Source organism: Streptomyces phaeochromogenes (assembly GCF_001418655.1).
GTDB lineage: Bacteria > Actinomycetota > Actinomycetes > Streptomycetales > Streptomycetaceae > Streptomyces > Streptomyces phaeochromogenes.
Genome location: NZ_LIQZ01000415.1, coordinates 1 through 15,245 on the forward strand (window position 1 = coordinate 1; position 15,245 = coordinate 15,245).

The following is a 15,245-nucleotide window of genomic DNA, read 5'->3' on the forward strand; positions in this document are numbered from 1 at the left end:
CCCGAAGGCCCACCCGACCCCATTCCACCGGCCCTCCCTCTCCCTCGCCGAACACATCGTCCTCAGCCAGCGCTACCCCGCCAGGAACGCCGCCCCCAACAAGGACAACGGCGACGCGGAACCCCCGCTGGGCTACCGCCTGTCCCGCCGTACCCGGATGTCCCTGGACGTCTACAACTTCACGTCCACCTCACGGACAGTGACCGTGAAGGTGAGTCCCGCCGGGGGTTGGTCGGCGCGGGCGGAGGGTCCGACGCGGGTCGAGGTCCCGCCCCAGGGTCGTCGGACGGTCGGCTTCACCGTCACGGCAGCCGGCGGGGTGAAACGCCGGACCGACCACCGCCTCGCGTTCACGGCAACCCTCGACGGCGACGAGGTGCCGCCGTCGGTGTCGCTGGTCCAACTCAAGTAAGCGGGCCGCACTTGGGGCACTGGCACGGCGGAAAGCGCCCCGGCGACTCGATCGGCGGCGCCTCGCGACCGGGTTCGTACGTCACCTTCGGGCTCCAGGTCCGCCCGCTGTCCCGGGAGACCCGCAGGGTGAGGTACGGACCAGGAACCTTGTAGTCCGTCGCGTCCATGCACTGCCGCCTTTCACTGTCTGTGTCGATCAAGACACAGAGTGGCGTCACGGTGGGTACGCTCGAAAGACAGCGGAGCGTGACAAGCAAACCTGTACGTACGGGAGTTGCACGGATGGCGATCGAGGACAATCCGCAGTCTCGGGTGAAGTACGGCGAGGAGCTGCGGCGGCTCCGCGAGGCGGCGGGCCTCACCCAGGAAGAGCTGAGCCAGCGGGCGGTGATGTCACGCACGCACATCGCCCACATCGAGGCGGGGCGGCGACGGCCGGACGTGGATGATGCGCGGCGGCTGGATCAAGTGCTGGGCACGGGTGGGTTTTTCGTGCGGTTTCTGCCGACGCTGGATGGCAGGAAGGTGGCGGAACACTTCAAGGAGGCGTTGGAGTTCGAGGGCAAGGCGACGGTAATCAAGGAGTACGCACCGACACTGGTGCCGGGCATCTTGCAGACCAAGGCGTACGCGTACGAGGTGCTCAGTTCCGCCTACCCGCGCCCGAGCGACGAGGAGCGCGACAAACTCCTGGCCACCCGGCTCGAACGAGCCCGGATTCTCGACAACTTCCACTCGCCCGAGGTCTGCGCGATGCTCGACGAGGCAGTGCTACGGCGTGTCATCGGTGAGACGGAGGTGATGTGCGAACAGCTCCGTCACATTGTGGAGTTGAGCGAGAGCCGCCGTATCCGCGTGCACGTACTCCCCTTCTCCGCAGGTGCACACCCTCTGCAGGAGGGCTTCCTATCGCTCATGTGGTTCGCGGAACTGCCGCCCATCGCGTATGCGGAGGGAGTGAACAGCGGGCGCATCCTTGAGCTTCCATCGGTGGTGCGCGATTGCCAGGAGATCTACGATCATGTGCTGGGCGACGCCCTGTCGCACCGTAAATCCCTGGACCTCCTCAGGGCCGTCGCGGAGGATTACGAGCATGAAGCGCAACGAGCACAGCATCCCTGACGCCTCCGTGCTGACCTCCTGGCGCAAGTCCACCTACAGCGGTGGTAGCAGCGGCTCCTGCCTGGAGGTCCACGACTCCGCCCTCCCCGCCCGCATCCCCGTCCGGGACAGCAAGAACCCGGCCGGCCCTGCCATCACCTTCTCCACCCCCGCCTGGACGGCCTTCGTCACTTCTCTCGGTCGAACCAGGCCGTAGTCTCCGGCAGGAACAGCAGGACGATCACGGGCAGCCCGAGCACGATCCGGAGCGCGGCGTCCACGAACTCCGCGGGTCCCGCCGCGCCCAGTGCCTTGCTGAACGACGGCAGGACCACGAACACCATCACCACGATGGTCGCGATCCGAACGCCGCCGCGCGCGCTGCCGCCGTACTTCAGCGCGAGCAGCGCGCACACCCAGACCAGGGCCCAGGGCGCCATCAGGTCACCCAGGCCGTAGGACGTCAGCCGGCCAGACAACGCGAGTACGACCACCAGCCCCGCGAAAGCCAGGACGAACAGCAGCCGTTGGGCCGCGCGCACCTGCCGGGGCATCACGACGTTGCGCAGGTCACTCATTGCTTTTTCCAGTCCTTGGGTAGGCCCGGAGGCCCCGCGGAATTCGAGGAATTCGAGGAATTCACGCGGGGCCTCCGGGAACACAGTCGTCACAGGTCGTACGAGTCAGCCCGAGGGCCGCAGTTCGCGGTACTTCGCAGACAGCAGCGGGCCGAGGTGTTCGACGACTCCGTATCCCGGCTCGTTCTTGTAGGGCAGTTGGTACAGGAAGGACGTCACGATCACTTCGGTGACGTCGGGGATCCCGCGTCCCAGCTGTCGCTCCAGGAACTCCAGCGTGGCGCGCCAGTCGGGCGCCTCCGGGTCCGTGCCGAGGTAGGAGTCGACGACGGCCGGTGTCACGTCGAGACCGAAGAAGACGTGCGGCAGTGGCTCGCCGTTGTTCTCGACGTGGATCTCGTAGAGCTCACCGAACTCGGGGACGGCGGCGACGAGTTCCTCCAGAAAACGGATGTCGTCTCTCATCAGCAGTTCCCCAGACCCGGATAGTTGGACGCGCCAGTGTACTTTCCGGCCAGAGCGTCATCGATGGCGCTGACGAGGCTCTTCGCCACCTGGATGTCCTTGGCGCTCTTGACGATCGGAACCCTCTTTCCGCCCTTCACCCTCTTCGTGTCCTCGGTGAGGAACTTGTTGAGAGCACTGCGGTACTGGGTGGTGCTGTTGACGTGGCTCCTGCCCTCCACGTTCGCGTGACCGTTCACTTCCGCGCTGGCGGCGGCCATGGCCGAGCCGTCGCCCACGAGCCTCTCGTTGCCGATCCCCTTGTAGAGGTTGTTCACGACGCTCTGGAGCCCCTGGTTGTCGACCTGCGGGATCGAGGCGGGTCCGTCGCTGTTGTGGACGAGCACACCGGTTCCGCCGAGCACCACGTAGAAGGTGTGCAGCCCGTCGACCGTGAGGTTGTACGTGCGGGCGTACCGCGTGAACGGATCGTTGGCGCGGATCTCGGCGAGGGTGCCGTCGTCGGTACGCAGCACTGTGCCGGGCGTCAGCTCCCCGGCCCGGACCCACCGCTTTTCGCTCACCGACCAGAACGGGTGCTCGTGGGTGGCGGTGAGCTGCTCCTCACCGTGCTCGGTGGCGATGGTCAGCTTGTTGAAGTGCTTGTCGTGCTCGGTGACGATGAGCTGGGAGACCTCCCGGGGGCCGGTCTCGCCCGTCTCCGGGTCGGTCGCGAGGACCTCGTCGCCGATCTCGACGTCCTCGATGTCCTTGTTGGAGCCGTCGGCCATGCGGATGTCGGTTCCGGCGAGGAAGCACCTGTTGCACTTGGGGTTCGGTACCTCGGCGTCCTTGGCCGTCTTCTTGCCGCTGTTCTTCAGCAGCTTCTTGCTCAGCGACTTGATCCATCCGCCGACGTTGAGCCAGCCCGCCACCTCGGCCACGTCGTCGCCCGCGTCGTACGCCTGGGAGTCCTTGTCGACGCCCTTGCCCTCGACGAAGTCGTCGTACGCGTCGGTGGGGGCACCACAGTCCTGGAACCAGCAGCTCGGGGTGAGTTCGGCCAGGGCTTCCCAGCCGGAGAGCAGGTTGTGGCCGAAGCCCGCCGCGGCGTCCTTGAACGATCCTTCGGCGCGTGGATCCTCGGGCTCCACGTTGGTGTTGCAGCCGGGTTTGTACGCCGGATACGTGGCCGAGCAGTCCGTGCCCGTACCACCGCCGCTCCCGTAGTTGGCGCTGCCCATGGTGGACATGCCGCCGGAGCCGTTGGAGGCGGAGGACTTGCTGCGGACGTAGTTGTAGTACGCGACGATGAGTTTGACGATCGCCACGAAGAGTGCGACCAGGGCGAAGAAGAACTTGCCGTCGGGGTCCGCGAAGGTCACCGGGTTGTTGTTGCTGTAGGCGTACCCGTTGATCTGCTGCGGGTCCTTCAGGTCCGCGACCGGGTCGACACTGATGAACCGGCCGGTGGTCGGGTCGTACTCGCGCGCCCCCAGGTGGGTGAGACCGGTCGGGTCCTCGATGCCGCCGACGAAGCCCCGTTCGCCGACCCACGCGGTGGCGGCCGTGCCCCGGTCCTCGCCGAACGGCTTCAGCTGCCGCCGGGTGACGCGCTGGGTGGCCGCGTCGACCTGGACGTTGGCCGTGCCGTTGTGGTCGCCTGCGATCCAGGACAGCCCCGCGGTGGTGCGCACGGCGACGGTTTCGGCGCCGTGGCCGTAGTAGCGGGTCGCCGCCACCTTGCCGCTCGCCTTGTCGAGCCGCAGCTCGGTCTCGCCCAGGTAGAGCGTGGTGCCGGTGGCGTCGCGGCGGATGAGCCGGTTGCCGCCCGCGTCGTTGAGGTACTCGGTGGTGGTCCTGTCCGCCTCGGTGACCTTCTCCAGGCTGCCCTCGGTGTTGAAGTCGAGGTCCTGGGGCTTGCCCCCGACGGTCCTCAGGTCGGTGTTGCCCGCCTTGTCGTAGGTGTAGCCGGTGGTGGCGGTGACCGCGCCGTCCTTCTTGGTCTCGGTGGAGGCCAGGGCGTGCGGCCGGGGCTGGTCGGCCGTCTTGTAGACGTACGAGGTGGTCTCGCCGGACAGGTGGTCGGTGGCCGTCTTGCGGTTGCCGGCGCTGTCGTACGAGAACGACTGCCAGTACTTGCCCGGTCCGCCGATGTTGCCCGTGCCGGGCGCGGTGGCGCAGTCGGCCGTGGTCGTCCAGGCGGTCTTCAGCCGACGGTGGCCGTCATAGGTGAAGCACTGCCGGTCGGTGGGGCTGGTGGCCTTGTCCTCGATCTCGACCGGGTTGCCGGCGAGGTCGTAGCGGTAGTACACGTCCGCGTCGGTGCCGGTGTGGGTCTCGGACACCACGCTCTGGCGGGCCAGCCGCTTGGTGCCGTTCTCGTACGTCCTGTTGACCTCCGTCCAGTCCGCCGTCGAGGAGACCCCCAGCGTGGTGCGGATCTGCTCGCCGGCCGGCAGGTAGTCCGTGTTCTGGACGATGTCGGTGAGGCCCTTGAGGGTGTCCGGCATCCGCTGCTCGGTATAGCCGTACTCCAGAGCCTCCTGGCCGAGGCCACCCATCGCGGGAATGGTCCGCTTCTGCAGGGTGCCGTCGAGGTTGTAGGCGTTGGTGATGGTCCAGGTGCCGTTGGTGCCGGCCAGGGCGCCTTCCGACTTGCTGATCGTGTACTGCTCGTTCTGGACCCGGTAGAGCTTGTCGAATTTGGCGTTGGTGAACGCGTAGACGCTGCCGGCCTTTCCGCCGACATAGCGGATGGCGGAGGTCAGTTGCCCCTTCGCGATCGAGTCGTACGTCCAGCGTGCGAGGTACTTGGCGTCCTCGGGCGCGGGAGCGCCGTTCACGACCGGCACCTTGCCGTCGAGCTTGCCGGTGGTCCGGCCGAGCGGGTCGTAGGTGAAGCCGATCGTCTTCTGCCGGGCGTCGGTGGCCGCCACGACCTGGTCGAGGTCGTTGTACTCGGAGGAGCTGGCCCCCGCGTCCGGGTCGGTGGTGCCGGTCTGCCGGCCCAGGAAGTCGAAGCCGTACGACCAGGTGTTGCCGTCGTCGTCCTTGACCGAGGTGAGCCGGTCGGCGTGGTCGTAGCCGTAGACGAGGCGGCTGGCGGAACCGGTCGCCTTGTTGCCGTCGTACTCCAGCTTCTCGACCAGCCGGCCCCGGGCGTCTACCTTCTCCCGCACGGCCGGGGCGCCGGTCGGCGGTTCCACGGTGGTGGTGTCGCCGTTGTAGGTGTGCGTGGTGCGGGAGAACTCCTTCTCGTTGGTGAGGACCTTCTCGACCGTCGGCCGCCCGGCGCCGTCGTACACCGTCTCCGTGCCCGCCGGGGCCGCCGTCAGCAGGTCGGCGAGCTTGCCCGAGGGGGCGGTGGTGTCGATGTAGTCGGCCGCCGTCGACACGGCCTGGCCGCGCGTGTCGTACTTGGTCTCGGCGATGACACGGCCCGTACCCGACGCGGCGGGCGTCTGGGTCTGGCGCAGCCGCAGCAGCGCGTCGTAGATGGCGTACTCGGTGCGGTACGAGGTGCCGTCGTTGTTCAGCGACTTGGTGGCGACCCAGGACGCGTCGGTGTTCTGGACCTTGTACTCGAACTTGTGGCTGGGCGACCGCCCGGCACCGCGGTCACGGTCGGCGAGCCACACATCGGTGAGGCGGCCGAAGCTGTCGTACGCCAGCTCCGTGCGGTTGCCGTTGGGGTCGACGGTCGCGGTCCGCACACCCCAGTCGGGCGCGAACTCGGTGGTGGTGGAGTGGTCGAGGGCGTTGGTCTCGGTCAGCTTGGCCAGCGGACCGCCCGCGGCCGGGGTGTACTCGGCGTGGTTGGTACGCGTGCCCTTGGTGTCCCAGCTGTCGGTGAGGCGGCCCAGGGCGTCGTACTTGGCGGTGCTGACGGTCTGGAGCCCGGCGGTGCCGTCGGCGTTGTAGCCGGTGACGCGCTCCTGACGGGTCACGTCGCCCTTCGTCGGCGCCTTGCCGTACGCCTGGTCGTCGAACGACGCCCGCACGTCCGAGATGACGTCGGTCGTCTTCGGGTCGCCGGTCCGCTTCGGCGTGGCGTCGCACCCCGTGGACACCTTCTCCACCCGCTTGGGCAGCGACAGGATCCAGGCGGTCGTGTTGGTCGCGTACTCCGTGACCGTGCAGTCCTTCTCGCCCGCCGCGTCCGTCTCCTCCTTCAGGGGAAGACCGCTCGTCGGGTCGTACGTCGTCGACTTGGCCGCGGTCAGCGCGGTGCCGCCGGTCACCGGAGTGCGGGTGACCGAGGAGCCGGTGCGGACCAGGTACGCGTTGACGGTGCCGTAGGAGTGCTTATCCGTGGCGGTGGTGCGGGACCAGGGGGTGTTGATGGTGCCGCTGGTCTCGACGCCGTCGACTCCGCTGTACGTGATCTGCTCGCGGACCTGGCCCGCGAACTGCTCGGAGTCCGTCACCGCCTGGCCCGTGGAGTCGGTGACCGTCTCCTTGCGGGTGGTGTCGCCCGACTGCTTGTCACCGTCCATGCCGCGGTAGTACAGCGAGGTGCTCTTCGAGCGGGTGCCGACGGCCTCGCCGACGGTCGTGGTGACCTTCTGGTAACCGCGCCAGATGCCCCACGTCCGGTACTTGGCCTGGGTGATCGGCGACTCGTCGTCGTACGCCCACGCGCCGCCGCCGCTGTAGGTGTAGTCGGTCTGCTTCAGCGGGGCGCCGCCGTACGGGTCCGACTCGGTGACCTGCGTGACGACGTACTTGTGGAACCAGTCGGTGCGCGGCTTGGGGTCCGTGCCGGGGGTGGGGTTGGACGGCGGGATCCACTTCACCGGGTAGCAGCGGCGGGTGTTCGAGTCCAGCGAGGAGGGGATGTCCGTGCCCGCTACGCAGTCCTCCTTCGAGTAGTTCACCGTCAGCTTGGAGCCGGTCTCCGAAACGACCGTGCGTACCCGCCACTTGATGAAGGGGGCGACGTCGTCACCCGTCCTGTCCACGCGGTTGTGCAGCTGGATGCCGCTGAACTTCACCGCGGGGAGCGCGGCGTCCGTGCCCGCCTTGCCCGTACGCTGGATCGACTCCAGCCACAGGCCCGCGTCCGAGCCGTCGCCCGGGTCGGGGAACGACTGGTCCAGGTGCCAGGCGTTGACACTGCGGTAGTCGGTCTCCGCGCCGGTGCCGGAGCCGTCGTACACCTGCGTCGTGATGTCCGTCAGACGCTTGCGGGAGAAGAACGACGGGCTGGCCTGGTCGGTGCAGGTCGTGTCCGCCTTGCAGATCTGGTCGAACGGGACGTCCGGCCAGGCGTTGCGGTTGGCGGAGGTCAGCGAGCCGCACGTCTCTCCGCCCGACACGGGGACGCAGCGCTCGGCGACCGCGAACTTCACGCGGGCCGCGGCCGGTTGGGTGGTCGAGAAGACCGTGTCGCTGCGCTGGCCGTAGTCGATGCGCTTGAGCCAGCCGTTGCGGACGTACTCGGTGCCCTTGCCGGTGGAGCCGTTCTTGGCGTAGTGGTTGAGTTCCTTCTCGTACCAGTACGTCATCACGTTGCCGTGCGGGTCCACGACGTAGTCGAGGTTCCACCGCCAGGCCTGCGTCTTGCCACGGCCGGAGAAGGCGTCGCCGGAGGAGTAGCCGGGCTCGCCGGAGTCGTCGCCGTAGACCGGGGACGTCCAGACCGAGTTGGTCTCGGCCTTGCCGGAACTCCAGCCGGGCAGCCGGTTCTTGCCGAAGACGTACTGCGTGCCGTCGGTCGAGGTGACCGTCCAGAACTCGCCCTTGTCGCCGGTGTCCCCGTCGTCGCCGTTGACGGCGCCGGTGTCATGGACGACGCGCTCGCCGTCGTCGCTCTTGGGCCGCCACTTGCCGCCCTCTTTCACCAGCGGCGTGGACTTGCCGTTGAGGACGAGGGAGGCGTTGTCCTCCTTCCAGCACTGGTCGTACTTCTTGTCCTGGCCGTCGTCCTCGCAGTTGCCGTACGCGCGCTCGACGTAGGACACCGGGAGGTCGAAGCCCTCGCCTATCCAGGACGGCTGCGCGCTGGTGGAGGAGGTTCGCCCGTCCACGCTCTGCGCGGAGTAGCCGATGGACAGGTTCGGGGACGGGCCCGCCGGGGCCGGCGGGGCCTCCAGCGGGTAGTTCCAGGTGAAGTCGCCGTTGGAACCGCCGGCCGACCAGGTGGAGGAGGCCGCCAGCGGCGTGGCCTCGTAGCTGCCCTGGTCGGAGGAGGCGGCGGCGGAGAGGGCGAGGACCGCGCGGGCGGCCTTCGGGGCGGCGACCTGCGCGGTCACCGTCTCCTTCTCGGCGTCGTTCTCCGAGGCGACCGGCTCGGTCTTGCGGCAGGCCGCCTTCTCCGGGGTGGTCAGGGCGCACTCGGGCAGCCGGACCAGCCGCAGCCTGGAGGACCAGTTGCCGCTGTACGCGTCGGCGAAGGAGCTGTAGTCGACGATCGTTGCGGCCTTGCCGTCGCCGGTTCCGGCAACGGTGAAGACGAGGCCCTGGATGCCGAGTTCGGCGGTGGTGCCGCGGTCGAGTACACGTACCTCGGGCTTGTCGGCGGCCTGGGCGGCGGGCGAGGCCTGCGAGGTCTGCGCGGCCTTGCTCTTGGCAGTAGCGGTGGCCTTGGACTTCGCCGGTTCGACCTTCACCGCCGCCGCCGTGGGCCACTTCACCGTGCGCTCGGCCTTGGCCTGCGTCTTTCTCGCGGCGGCCACTGTCGGATCGTGGACCTTGGTGAGCTTGGGGTCGAAGGGCTCGGCCTTGCCGAACCTGGCCTTCTGCAGGGCGCTGTGCTCTCGGCCGTCGGCCGCCTGTGCCGGTACGACGCTGAGCAGACCGGCGACGACCGCTGTCGACAAGGGCAGGACTACGGCCGCCAGCCGACGACGGCCGGCCCTGCTCCATGTCCATCTCCTGGGCAGCACTGAGCTGTGCCTGGACAACACGTGGGGGGTTCTCCGGATTCTGAAGAGACGGCGCCTGAAGAGACGCCGAAGGGACGCCAATAAGACGTTGAGAAGCGGGGTGCGCGGGACGCGTGGTCCCGCACACCGCCGTGAAGTGATCAGGTGCGGCCGCTACTCGACGGGCACCGGGGGTTCGTCCACCGTGGACAGCTGCGTGATCTCGGCCTCGGAGAGCACCCCGGCGTAGACCCTCAGGTCGTCGAGCTGGCCGGGCAGGGCGTTGCCCCACTCACCGTTGTCGTGGCGGCGAGATCCGCCGACCATCAGCGGACCGGTGGGCTGGAAGGCCGCCTCGCTGAGGACTCCGTCCTCGTCGCCCTGCCGCTGACCGGAGACGTAGAGCTTGACGGCCTGGTTCACCGAGTCGAAGACGGCGACGACGTGCACCCACCCGCCGGGCGAGTTGACCTCGTCCGACACCACGGAGGCGGCGGGTCCGTCGAGCACGTCGGTCTCGTACCGGCCGAAGTTCCAGTCCCCGATGGACTCGCCCGCCTCCTGGCGGTACCAGAGCCGGAACGAGTTCCGCTTGGCTCCCGGGTGTGCGAACACGGTCGGCGAGTATGCCTTCGTGGTGTCGTCGAGTTCGCCGTCACCCAGGTTCACCCAGCCGGCGACCGTGTAGCTGCCGGACTCGTCGAGGGCCACGGGAGAGGTGGCGCGCCCGAGTCTGGCCGCATCGAGCGCAAGGACGTTGCCGTGAGCGGGGTCGTCGGTCGGGGCGAAGGCGGCACCGGTCTGCAGGTGCAGCGTGTTGCCCCGGCCGGACGCGTCCGCCGCTGTGGTGCCGGAGGACTCGTCGAGCGCCCAGTTGGCGAGCAGCGCGGCCTCGTTGTGGCCCGTCGCCGGGTTCTCGGCGTTGGCGATGGGCTCCAGCTCGTTGTCGAAGACCACGCGGTTCCAGACCTGGATCTGGTCGAGGTCGCCCTCGAAGTAGTCCGTGAGACCGCCGGCGGCCTTCATGCGGCCCACCTCGAAGGAACCCTTCGCCGCCCACGGAGTGGTGTACTCGGTGGTCGCCTGGAGCTGCCCGTTGACGTACAGCCGGATCTGCTTCTTGTTCTGGTCGTACACGCCCATCAGGTGGGTCCACGCGCCCACGACCGGTGGCTTCGTCGACTGCGCGCGGGTGATGACCGGGCTGTCGACGTCGGCCGAGTACCGGTTGAAGACCCAGCGGTCCAGCGACTGCGAGTAGTAGATCTGGAAGCTGCCGGCCCGCGTGCCGCTCTGCGTGGCCACGGTGGAGATGTGGTCCTTCGCGGTCAGCCGCGCCCAGGCGGAGACGGTGAAGCTGTTCGTGGTGTCCAGGACGGACGCGGCCGTGGAACCGGAGACGCCGGTGCCGTCGCCCCGCAGGCCGCCGCCGAGCCGGGCCTTGTCGGTCCAGGCCGCCGAGGGGGTGAGCGTCAGCGGCCGGTTCTTGCCCGAACTGTCGGCCGCGGTCGTGCCGGCGCCGTCGTCGAGCTTCCAACTGGCCACCGGGTCCGAGCCCTTGGCCACCTTGAACAGATAGTCGTAGGTGCCGCCGGGGTTGCCCGCGCCGTCGAAGGTCTGAACCCGCAGCGTGTTGGTCAGCCGCTTGTCGGGCGCGGCCTCGATCTCGTACGAGGAGGTGTTGGCCGTGAACGTCTTGGTGCCCAGCTTCACGCCGTTGAGCCACCAGTCGTAGCGGCGTACGTCAGTGGCGCCCGCGGCGACCTTGAACGCGGCGGTCATGCCGACGCTGCCGTGCTCGGGGTCGGCGCTGTCGCAGGTCGTGCCCGCGCACTCCGGGAACACGGACGAGGTCACCTTCGGCGCCGGCGGCCCCTTGGAGTCGACCTTGAAGAAGCAGGAGCTCGACCACGGGCCGAACAGGGAGTGCGTACTGCCCGCGTATGTGTACCTGTACTCGGTCCTGGCCCGGAACTTGTAGGCGACTCCGTCCTCCAGCGTCGCCGTGGGAATCGTCCCGGCGGTGCCGCTGTCCGTCCAGGCGGACGGCTTCAGGGAGGTCGGGGTCGCGCTGGTGCCCTTGTAGAGCTCGAAGTTGGGGCGCAGCGAGGCGTTGGAGGCGTCGCTCGACGTCGGCGTCGCGGTCAGCCGGGGCGTCTTGTCGCGAATGAGCGCCGGGGACGCGGAGGCCGAGCAGGAGACCTTCGGGTCGGACATCTTCACCGACGACGGCTTGGCGTTCGGCGGTGTGACGTACGTGATGGAAAGGCGCGGCTTGCGGGAGGCCGTGGCCTGGGGGTCGAGCGGGGACATGAACTGCTTCCACGCGATCGCGTCGCCCTCGTCGGCACGCAGCCCGAGCGTGGTGAGCGTGTCCTTCGCCTTCGCGGTGTACGCGACGGCCGACGTGGCGTCGAACTCGATGTCGCCGTCGGGGCAGGTGGCCGAGTGACCCTTCGCCGCCGAGACGGTGTCGACCTTCGCGTTCCACTTCGGCGGGTTGCTCCACGTCGTGGATCCGGAGATCTTGCTCGTGCGGTAGAGGTCGATGTTCTTCTTGTCGCAGTTCGCGGACCAGATCGCGTACGGCGTGAAGGTGGCGCCCAGGATCTTCTTGCCGGCCACCTTGCGGGTGTCGAACTGGAAGAGGGAGCGCGCCTTCTTGTTGTCCACGAAGGCGTCGTAGCCCACGCCGAGCGCGTGCTTGGTCTTCCAGAAGCTGGTGCCGGGCGAGCTGGACCACAGGGTCGTCCAGCCCGTCAGGGTCGCCTTGACGGCGGGCGGGTCGAGGACGACGGGGAAGGTGGTGGCGCTGTCTGCGAGAAACTCCTGGTCCGGCACGATGGAGAGGGTGTCGTCGGTGACGTCCGTCTCCATGACGGCCGTACGAGAACGGGCGCTTGCGCCGAGCGAGTCGGCGACGGCCGCCACGGAACTCGCGGACCGCGCAGCCGCCTTCTTGGCCGTGGGCTGGGGCGTGCCGGCGTCCCACATCAGCGCGGAGCCGCTGGAGACGACCGCGTGTCCGGTGTCGTCGACGAACGTGGCCGTGCCGGTTCCGTCCGCGCGCACGGACAGTCCCCGGCTCTCGACCGGGAACTCCACCTTCTTCAGGGCCGGGTTGGCCGCGGCCTCACGCGAGTGGAGCACCAAGTGGTAGGTGAACCCGTCCGGATGGACCTGAACGGCGAGGTCCACATCGGGAAGCACCGAGCGGTAGACGGCCGACGCCCCGTCGACCTCCGGCTTCGGCAGCGTCCAAGGGGACGACACCGCGTACTCCTTGTCACCGGTCACCAGCCGGGCCAGCGGTGTGTCCTTCCCACCGCCGGACAGCCTGACGTCCTCCGCCGCACGGGGCGCGAGGCTGCCGTCCGGCCGCACGGCCAGGGTGGTGTCGACGGCGGTCCACGCGCCGTTCTTCCGCACCCGCTCGGGCGACGTCGCGGCCTCGGCCGTGAACGTTCCGTCGGGGTTCGCGACGACCCGGCTGGTCGCCGTCGTCAACTCGCCGACCTCGACGGCCTTCCCCGAATCGACGGCCTTCTGTGACGCCTTCTCCTCCGCGGTGGCGGTGGGGAGGATGTCGTCCTCCCAGAACGCCTTGCCGCGCGCGGCCTCGTCGGCCGCTCCGTCAGCGGCCTGCGCTCTTGTTGTTGTCGCTTCGACCGGGACAACGGCCAAAGCAAGCGCTGCGGAGACGACGGTCATCGCCCCGCGCAGCACTCTTTTGCGACTGGTTCGCCGCACTCTTCCCCCCGCGATCTTTAATTTTTGATGAGGATTTCTTGGTCGACGAGGAGAGTAACGGTTCGAACGGGACACCTGTGCACTCAAGTTGCTCACACTTCGATCACAAACGGTCGACAGAGGCAGAGGTGTGCGGGTTAACGGGGGTAACACCCCAGGTCAGAGAAGTAAGCGCATACCGACCAGACAGTTTGGTGAAACCCTCGCGCAGGCCTGCTACCTGCGAGTAGCGTGCGTCCTCGCTCACCCCCCGCTCCCTGCGGTCCGCACCCGGGCCCGAGCCACGCAAGGAGAACCGGGATGTCTTACGACTCGTCCCCGTCGTACCCCGTTCCACCGCACCATCCGCCCCACAACTCGTCACCGTCCTACTCGACGTACCCGACGCAACCGACGTATCCGTGGGCTGCGCAACAGCCGGAGCCCGAACCCGCCCGACAGCCGAACCGGCATCGCCACACCGCTCTCGGGCACCACAGCGACCTGCGGGTGCTGCGCACCGCGTACCGCTGGCAGCGGCGCGTGGCGACGCTGACCGCGCTCGGCTACTTCACGCTGTTCCTCGTCCTGTCCGCGTGGGCACCGGCGTTCATGACGAGGGAGGTGGCCGACGGGCTGCCCCTCGGTCTGATGCTGGGGCTCTTCCAGATGCCCGTCACCTGCGTGGCGATCGCGCTGTACGAGTACACGGCCCGCCGGGGCGTGGACCCGATCGCCGAGCGGATACGGAAGCAGACCGAACTCGACACCAAGCGGGCGGAGGCGGGCAGGTGACCGGCTTCAGCAGTTCCGCCCAGGCGATGTCGCTCGTGGCGTTCACGGTCGTGGCGACCATCACGCTGCTGCTGTGCGTGATGACGGGCCCGGACCGGGACGACCTCGACGAGTTCTACACGGGGTACGGCTCGCTCTCCCCCATGCGCAACGGCCTGGCCATCGCGGGCGACTACATCTCCGCGGCCACCGTGCTCGGCACGGGCGGCGTGATCGCGTTCTTCGGGTACGACGGGGTCGTACTCGCCCTCAGTACGGCCCTCTCCCTCATGCTGCTGATGTTCCTGCTGGCCGAACCCCTGCGGAACGCGGGCCGGTTCACCATGGGCGACGCGCTGGCACGGCGGATGCCGGGCCGGGCGGTACGCATCACGGCGTGCGCGGCGACGCTGGCCGCGCTGCTCCCGCTGATGCTGGTCCAGCTCGCCGGAACCGGCGACCTGCTGGCGTTCATCCTCGGCTTCTCCAGCGAAGGGCTGAAGACGGGCTGCATCATCGGGCTCGGCGCGCTGATGATCAGCTACGCGGCGATCGGCGGCATGAAGGGCACCGCCCTGATCCAGATCCTGAAGATCGTGATGCTGCTCGGCTCGGGCGCCGTCATCGCCGTACTCATCCTGAACAAGTTCGACTGGAACGTCGGCGGCCTGTTCGACCAGGCGGCGCGCAGCAGCGGGGCGGGATCGGCGTTCCTCAGCTCGGGGCTGCAGTTCGCGGGCGGGCCCAACCCCCGGCTGGACATGATCAGTTCGGAGCTGACGGTGGTGCTCGGCGGGGCCTGTCTGCCGCACATCACCATGCGTATGTACACGGCGGGCAGCGCGCGTCAGGTGCGCCGTTCGATGTCCTGGGCGGTGCCGGCCGTGGCGCTGTTCGTGCTGATCATCACGGTCGTCGGGTTCGGGGCGACGGCGCTGATCGGGCGGGAGGCGATCGCGGCGGAGGACCCGCAGGGCAACACGGCGTATCTGCTGGGCTCGCGGGCCGCGTTCGGGGCGGACGTCTCGACGGCCGAGACGCTGCTGTTCACCACCGTCACCGCGGCGATCTTCCTGACCGTGCTCGCCTCCGTCGCCGGGATGATCCTCGCCTGCGCCAACTCCCTTGCCCATGACGTCTTCGCGCACGGCAGGAAGCAGTTGTCGCCGCGCCGCGAGATGACGCTGGCGCGGGTGTCCGCGGCGGCGGTCGGCATTCCGGCGATCCTGCTGGCCACGCTGGTCCAGCACCACAGTCTGCAGCCGCTGGTGACGCTGTCGTTCTGCCTCGGCGCGTCCGCGATAGCGCCGGCGCTGGTCTACAGCCTGTTCTGGCG

9 protein-coding genes are annotated in these 15,245 nt (G+C 68.6%); 5 read left to right on the plus strand and 4 right to left on the minus strand.

The window, feature by feature from the left end; all coding sequences use genetic code 11:
- The 3 genes from AOK17_RS41215 to AOK17_RS49360 all read left to right on the plus strand — a co-directional run.
- The coding region (locus AOK17_RS41215; protein WP_055617770.1) for a hypothetical protein at window positions 1-412 on the plus strand (412 nt) is incomplete at its 5' end.
- Window positions 413-696: 284 nt separating this feature from the next.
- Entirely contained in the window at window positions 697-1,536 is an 840-nt protein-coding gene (locus tag AOK17_RS41220; RefSeq protein ID WP_055617771.1) for a helix-turn-helix domain-containing protein, read from the plus strand.
- The gene (locus AOK17_RS49360; RefSeq protein ID WP_079053578.1) at window positions 1,508-1,732 is read left to right on the plus strand and encodes a DUF397 domain-containing protein; all 225 of its coding nucleotides are present in this window, start codon (window positions 1,508-1,510) and stop codon (window positions 1,730-1,732) included. The genes AOK17_RS41220 and AOK17_RS49360 overlap by 29 nt, the downstream gene beginning before the upstream one ends.
- Here AOK17_RS49360 and AOK17_RS41225 read toward each other — a convergent pair.
- The 4 genes from AOK17_RS41225 to AOK17_RS41240 form a co-directional block, all read right to left on the minus strand.
- A complete protein-coding gene (locus AOK17_RS41225) occupies window positions 1,704-2,093 on the minus strand; it encodes a hypothetical protein (RefSeq protein WP_055617772.1) in 390 nt (129 codons plus the stop codon). The two genes, AOK17_RS49360 and AOK17_RS41225, sit on opposite strands and share 29 nt — an antisense overlap.
- A 105-nt stretch (window positions 2,094-2,198) precedes the next feature.
- Complete coding sequence (locus tag AOK17_RS41230) at window positions 2,199-2,558, minus strand: DUF7674 family protein (RefSeq protein WP_055617773.1); 360 nt, start codon at window positions 2,556-2,558, stop codon at window positions 2,199-2,201.
- Window positions 2,558-9,361 carry an RHS repeat-associated core domain-containing protein gene (locus AOK17_RS41235; protein ID WP_245697689.1) on the minus strand — a complete coding sequence of 2,268 codons (6,804 nt, stop codon included), beginning with the start codon at window positions 9,359-9,361 and terminating at the stop codon, window positions 2,558-2,560. Before AOK17_RS41235 ends, AOK17_RS41230 begins: the two co-directional genes overlap by 1 nt.
- Window positions 9,362-9,580: 219 nt before the next feature.
- Window positions 9,581-13,156 carry a LamG-like jellyroll fold domain-containing protein gene (locus AOK17_RS41240; RefSeq protein WP_245697691.1) on the minus strand — a complete coding sequence of 1,192 codons (3,576 nt, stop codon included), beginning with the start codon at window positions 13,154-13,156 and terminating at the stop codon, window positions 9,581-9,583.
- Between the two features lie 300 nt (window positions 13,157-13,456).
- Here AOK17_RS41240 and AOK17_RS41245 point away from each other — a divergent pair, with 300 nt between their 5' ends.
- Entirely contained in the window at window positions 13,457-13,930 is a 474-nt protein-coding gene (locus AOK17_RS41245) for a DUF485 domain-containing protein (protein ID WP_055617774.1), read from the plus strand.
- A gap of 26 nt (window positions 13,931-13,956) precedes the next feature.
- The coding region (locus tag AOK17_RS41250; protein ID WP_055617776.1) for a sodium/solute symporter at window positions 13,957-15,245 on the plus strand (1,289 nt) is incomplete at its 3' end.

What these genes read in the sequence shown, in the direction of transcription:
- AOK17_RS41220 (WP_055617771.1), top strand. Translation starts at nt 697, where the DNA reads ATGGCGATCGAGGACAATCCGCAGTCTCGGGTGAAGTACGGCGAGGAG.
- AOK17_RS49360 (WP_079053578.1), top strand. Translation starts at nt 1,508, where the DNA reads ATGAAGCGCAACGAGCACAGCATCCCTGACGCCTCCGTGCTGACCTCC.
- AOK17_RS41225 (WP_055617772.1), bottom strand. Translation starts at nt 2,093, where the DNA reads ATGAGTGACCTGCGCAACGTCGTGATGCCCCGGCAGGTGCGCGCGGCC.
- AOK17_RS41230 (WP_055617773.1), bottom strand. Translation starts at nt 2,558, where the DNA reads ATGAGAGACGACATCCGTTTTCTGGAGGAACTCGTCGCCGCCGTCCCC.
- AOK17_RS41245 (WP_055617774.1), top strand. Translation starts at nt 13,457, where the DNA reads ATGTCTTACGACTCGTCCCCGTCGTACCCCGTTCCACCGCACCATCCG.